Below are 5,763 nucleotides of genomic sequence, written 5' to 3' on the forward strand. Positions count from 1 at the left end.
GGCGCCGAGCATCAGCTTCAGCTCGCCGTCCTCGCGGATGACGGTCGGGATCCAGCCACTGCTACTCTGCTCCAGCCGGGCGACGCGGTCCTCCATCTTGGGGTGGGTGGAGAAGAGCGCCGCCATGCCGCCACCCCGGAACGGGTTGGCGATCATGAGGTGGGCGGTGCTGGTGAGCTGCCCCTGGGCCGGCAACGGCCGACGTCGGGCCACCGCGTCGATCTTGCGGAGCGCGCTGGCCAGGGCCAGCGGGTCGCGGCTCAGCTCGGCGCCCGAGGCGTCCGCCTGGAACTCGCGGCTCCGGCTGATCGCCAACTGGATCACAGTGGCCGCGATCGGGCCCAGGATCAGGGTGAGCAGCAGCACAGCCGGGTTGGGTCGATCCTCGTCGTCCCCGCCGCCCAGCGGGATGAAGAAGGCGAGGTTCGCCAGCAGGGTGATGATGCTGGCCAGGCCGGCCGCCACGCTGGAGATCAGGATGTCCCGGTTGTAGACGTGGGACAGCTCGTGCCCGATCACGCCGCGCAGCTCACGGTAGTCGAGGATCTCGGTGATGCCCTGGGTCACGCAGACGGCCGCGTGCTGCGGGTTGCGACCGGTGGCGAACGCGTTGGGCTGCGCGGTGGGGCTGACGTAGAGCCGCGGCATCGGCTGCCGGGCGTCGGTGGCCAACTCCCGGACCATCCGGTACAGCTCGGGGAACTGCGCCTCGGTGACCGGTTGCGCCCCCATCGAGCGCAGTGCGAGCTTGTCGGAGTAGAAGTAGGTGACGCCGTTCATGACCAGAGACACGACGACGGCGATGACCAGGCCGCCGCTGCCGCCGAACCAGTAGCCCACCGCCAGGATCAGGGCGCTGAGCAGGCCGAGCAGCGCTGCGGTCTTCAGACGGTTGTGGTGCACGATGTCTCCTTCGGTGCACGGATCGCCGGGATCCGCTGACCGGTTCAACAACCCGGTACCCGTCAACCATCCGTTACAACGCTGAGAGTTCACTGAGACCGAAGTCGCAGGTCAGGTCAACGGCCGGCCAGGTCGAGCACCAGCTGCGGGGCGACACCCAGCACCACGGCGGCCACCGTCGCCACCGCCAGCACCACCCCCACCACACCCACCACGGGTACGGCCGCGGCACCGCCGACGTTCGGGGCGGCGAGGGGCGTCGGTGCCCACAGCGCGGCGGTCACCCGCAGGTAGTAGGCGAGCCCGATCACGGCGTTCACCGCCACCACCAGCGCCAGCCAGGCCGCGCCACCGTCCAGCAGCGCCCGGACCACTGTCACCTTCGCGAACAGGCCAGCCAGCCCCGGCGGCAGACCGGCCAGACCCACCAGCGCGAGACCGAACGCCGCAGCTCGCCACGGGTGCCGGCGGGCTGCCCCGCGCAGGTCGTCCAGCGTGCCGCCGTCCGCACCCGCCGGCCGCAGCGCGGTCACTGCGGCGAACGCGGCCAGCTCCAACACCACGAAGAAGACGGCGTACGCGATGGCGGCCGCGTACGCGGCGGACCGTGCCTCGTCCGTGCGTCCGGCGGCCAGCGCCAACGCTCCCAACGGGGCGAGGATGTACCCGGCCTGCGCGACGGACGACCAGGCGAGCAGCCGGACGGTCCGCCGCTGACGCAGGGCGACCAGGTTGCCGACGGTCATGGTGAGCACGGCGAGCAGGGCGAGCACCGGACCGGTCTGGTCCGCCGGCAGCGCCCGTTGCACCACGGCGAGCAGGGCGACCAGGCCGCCCAGCTTCGACGCTGTGGACAGGTACGCGGCCACCGGCAGCGGCGCGCCGTCGTAGGTGGCCGGCGCCCAGGCGTGGAACGGCACCGCCGCCACCTTGAAGGCCAGGCCGACCAGCAGCACCGCCACCGCGGCGGTGGTCAACGGCAGGTCCCGCACCTCTGGCTGCTCGGCGATCAACGCACCGAGCCGGTCCAGGTGCAGCCCACCGGTCACCGCGTACAGAAGGGCCGCGCCGAGCAGGGTCAGCGTGGTCGCCACCACGCTGACCACGAAGAAGGTCAGGGCCGCCTCGGCGCTCGCGAGGCTGCCCCGGCGCAGGCCGACCAGCACGTACAGCGGCAGGGTCAGCGTCTCCAGCGCGACGATCAGCGTGATCAGGTCGCCGGCCGCGCCGAGCACCACGCCGCCGGTCATCGAGCAGGCCAACAGGAAGGCGTACTCCCCGACCGGTGAGCGCCCGGCCCGCAGCGCGGGCACCGACAGCCCGAGCACGCCCACCGTGAGCAGCGCGACCACCACGGCCACCACTGCCGCCCGACCGCCGAAGATCCAGGAGCAGTCGGCGCCCACGCAGAACGTCCGCCGCTCGGCACCCGCCCCGACCAGCGCGGAGCCGACGGCGGTGCCGAGCGCGCCGAGCGCGGCCACGGCGATGGTGGCCCGTGGCCGGGCCACGAGCAGATCGGTGATGAGCACGAGCACGGCCGTGCCGGCGGCCAGATAGGCCGGCAGCAGCGCGACGCTGTCCACGCTCTGCACGACGTTCATCGGGGCTCGCCTTCGTTCGCGACTGCGGGGCTCCGCTCCGCTGCACTCCTCGCGCTCACCGCGAAACCACCCCGATCAGGGCGTCGACGGGAGCCTCGGCGACGCCGAGGACCAGCGTCGGCGCCAACCCGATGGCCAACGCGAGCAACACCAGCGGCACCCAGGCGGTCAACTCCGCACCGGCCAGGCCGGGGCCGACCCGACCGACGGCGGGGCTCGGCCGGTTGTGGGTGACCTGGCGTAGCAACCGCAGGAAGTACGCGGCGGTGAGCGCCCCACCGACCGCCGCCAGCACCCCGAGGGTGGTCCAGAGCGGACCGCCCACCTGCACGGCGGCGATCACCGCGAACGCCTCGCCCCAGAAACCGGCCAGGCCGGGCAGGCCCAGCGACGCGATCGCCGCGAACGCGAGCAGACCCGCCAACCGGGGCGAGGTCTCCCGCAGCCCGGACAGCTCGGTGAGGGTGCCCGTGCCGGTACGGTCCTTCACCGCCCCGGCCAGGAAGAACAGCAGGCCGGTGATCACCCCGTGCGCGACGTTGCCGATCAACGCCGCCTGGATGCCGGTGGCGGTCAGCGTGGCGACGCCCAACAGCACGAAGCCCATGTGCCCCACGCTGGAGTACGCGATGAGCCGCTTCACCTCCGACTGGGCCAGGCAGACCAGCGAACCGATCAGGATCGCGGCGACGGCGAGCACACCGAGCACCGGCGCGGCCCAACGGGCTCCCTCCGGCGCCACCCCCACCGCGACCCTGATCAGGCCGTACGTGCCCATCTTCAGCAGCACACCGGCCAACACGACACTGCCCACTGTGGGTGCCTGGGTGTGCGCGTCGGGCAGCCAGGAGTGCAACGGCCACAGCGGGCTCTTCACCGCGAACGCCAACGCGAGCAGAGTGAACGCGGCCAACTGGGTGCCCCGGGACATCCCCGCGCCACCGGTCAGCGTCACCAGGTCGGCGGTGCCGGCGGCGGCGACCACGACGTACACGCCGACCAGCAGCAGCACCGAGCCGAACAGCGTGTAGAGGGCGAACTTCCGGGCCGCCCGACGCCGGTCCGCGCCACCCCAGCCGGCGATGATCGCGTACATCGGCAGCAGGACGACCTCGAAGAAGAGGAAGAACAACACCACGTCCAGGGCGAGGAAGGTGCCCAGGATGCCCACCTCGACCACCAGCAGCAGCGCGACGAGCGCCCGGCCGCTACCGCCGTCCGGAACCCGCCACATCGTGTACGCGCAGCAGAGCAACGTGAGCAGCGCGGTCAACACCACCAGCGGCCAGGAGATGCCGTCGACGCCGAGGTGGAAGCGCAACTCCAGACCGGGCACCCAGGGCAGGTCCAGTTGGTGCCACGGGCGCACCGCCGGCTCGTTGCCCGACCAGACGACCCAGCCCCGACGGTCGAACACCAGCGGCACCGCTGCCAGCAGGGTCAACGCCGCCGCGACACTGCCGACCAGCCGGGCCGCCCGGTCCCGGGGCGTCGCCGCCACCGCGACCGCACCCAGCGCCGGCACCGCCAGCACCGCGACCAGCAACCCCTGCCCCAACGTCACTGGACCGCCTCTGTTCGCGACTGCGAGGCTCGCAAACCCGGCTCACTCCTCGCGCTCACTGGACAACTCCCAACACGGCGGCGGCCAGGCCGATCAGCAGAGCACCGGCCAGTACGCCGGCGGCGGCCCGGGGCAGCGCCGCGCGGTGCAGCGCGGCCAGCCCCGCGCCCAGACCGGACGCGGCTCGCCCACTGCCCTCGACCGCGCCGTCCACCACCACCTCGTCACCCGTGCGCGCGGCGCGGGCCAGTGCGCGGACGGGACGTACCACGAGGGTGCGCTGGACGTCGTCGAACCGGAACGCGCTGGCGAAGACCGGCCGCAGCGGACCCAGCGCCGCGGCCGGGTCGGCGGCCGGGTCGCGCCGCCAGCCCAGCGTCACCAGCGCGGCGCCGAACAGCAGGAACGCCAGCGGCAGCAGCACCCCCGGCCCCAGGTGGACCAGGCCGTCCTCGGAGCCCGCCACCGGGACGGTGGGGAACCGCAGGCGGTCGGCGAACGCCCCGACGAACCCGGCCAGACCGAGCAGCGCGGCCGGCACGGCCAGCAGCAGCACCGGCCAGCGGAGCACGGCCGGCGGGTCGTGCGGCTGGACCAGGGGCAGGCGCGGGGCGCCGAAGAAGGCGCGCAGCAGCAGCCGACCCGCATACCAGGCGGTGACCGCCACGCCGATCAGCCCGGCGATCCAGACGATCCAGCCCACCCAGGACGGGGCCGGCCCGGTGCCCTCCAGCGCGGCCGACTCGGCCACCGTCAGCACGCCGTCCTTGCTCCAGAAACCGGCCAACGGCGGCACCCCGGCCAACGCGCCAAGGCCCACCACAGTGCACCAGAACGTCACCGGCATGCTGCGCCGCAGCCCGCCCATCTCCGACATCAGCGTGGTGCCGACGGCGTGGATCACGGCACCGGCGGCGAGGAACAGCAGCGCCTTGAAGGCGGCATGGGTGAGCAGGTGGAACAGTGCGGCCGACGGTGAACCGACCGCCAGCGCGCCGGTCATGTAACCCAGTTGGGACACCGTCGACCAGGCCAGCACGCGTTTGATGTCGTCCTGGGCGGTGGCGGCGAGCGCGCCGAGCAGCAGCGTGATCGCGCCGAGCACCCCCAGCACCGTCAGCGTCACCGGCGCGGCCGTGAACAGCGGGTAGAGCCGGGCCACCGCGTACACCCCGGCGGCGACCATCGTCGCGGCGTGGATCAGCGCGGAGATCGGGGTCGGGCCGGCCATCGCGTCCGGCAACCAGGTGTGCAGCGGGAACTGCGCGCTCTTGCCGGCCACACCGGCGAGCAGCAGCAGGCCGGCAGCGGTCAACGTCGCGCCGGAATGGTCGTGGGCGAGCACGTCGGCGATCCGGAAGCTGCCCGTCGACACACCCAGCAGGGCGATGCCGAGCAGGAACCCGACGTCACCGACCCGGGTCACCAGGAACGCCTTCATGGCGGCGGCGGGGGCGCCGGCCAGTCGGCGGTCGTGGGCGATCAGGAGGTACGAGCAGAGGCCCATCACCTCCCAGCCGACCAACAGCATGATCAGGTCGCCGGCGACCACCACCAGCAGCATGGCACCGGTGAAGAGGCTGATCTGGGCGGCGTACCCGCGATCCGGTCCACCGCCGCCAGGAACTTCGGGCCCATGGCTGCGCGGGCCTGCACCGCCGGGTGGGTCGCGCCGAAGTCGTCCGGGTTGGC

Annotated in this window: 4 protein-coding genes; all 4 read right to left on the bottom strand. The window is 73.0% G+C overall.

Going from position 1 to position 5,763, the window contains the following annotated elements; genetic code table 11:
- The coding region (gene htpX, locus ABZ749_RS27700; protein ID WP_357232960.1) for a zinc metalloprotease HtpX at nt 1-903 on the bottom strand (903 nt) is incomplete at its 3' end.
- A 116-nt stretch (nt 904-1,019) separates the two neighbouring features.
- Entirely contained in the window at nt 1,020-2,507 is a 1,488-nt protein-coding gene (locus tag ABZ749_RS27705; RefSeq protein WP_357232962.1) for a proton-conducting transporter membrane subunit, read from the bottom strand.
- 55 nt (nt 2,508-2,562) lie between these two features.
- Complete coding sequence (locus ABZ749_RS27710) at nt 2,563-4,071, bottom strand: NADH-quinone oxidoreductase subunit M (protein ID WP_357232964.1); 1,509 nt, start codon at nt 4,069-4,071, stop codon at nt 2,563-2,565.
- 55 nt (nt 4,072-4,126) lie between these two features.
- Nucleotides 4,127-5,763 (bottom strand): NADH-quinone oxidoreductase subunit L (locus tag ABZ749_RS27715; protein ID WP_357232966.1); only part of this gene is annotated, 1,637 nt, incomplete at its 5' end.

It is taken from the genome of Micromonospora sp. NPDC047753 (genome assembly GCF_040642735.1).
Taxonomy (GTDB): domain Bacteria; phylum Actinomycetota; class Actinomycetes; order Mycobacteriales; family Micromonosporaceae; genus Micromonospora.

Bases quoted from the DNA above. Each gene is read 5' to 3' on its own strand.
- ABZ749_RS27705 (WP_357232962.1), bottom strand. From the start codon at position 2,507: ATGAACGTCGTGCAGAGCGTGGACAGCGTCGCGCTGCTGCCGGCCTAT.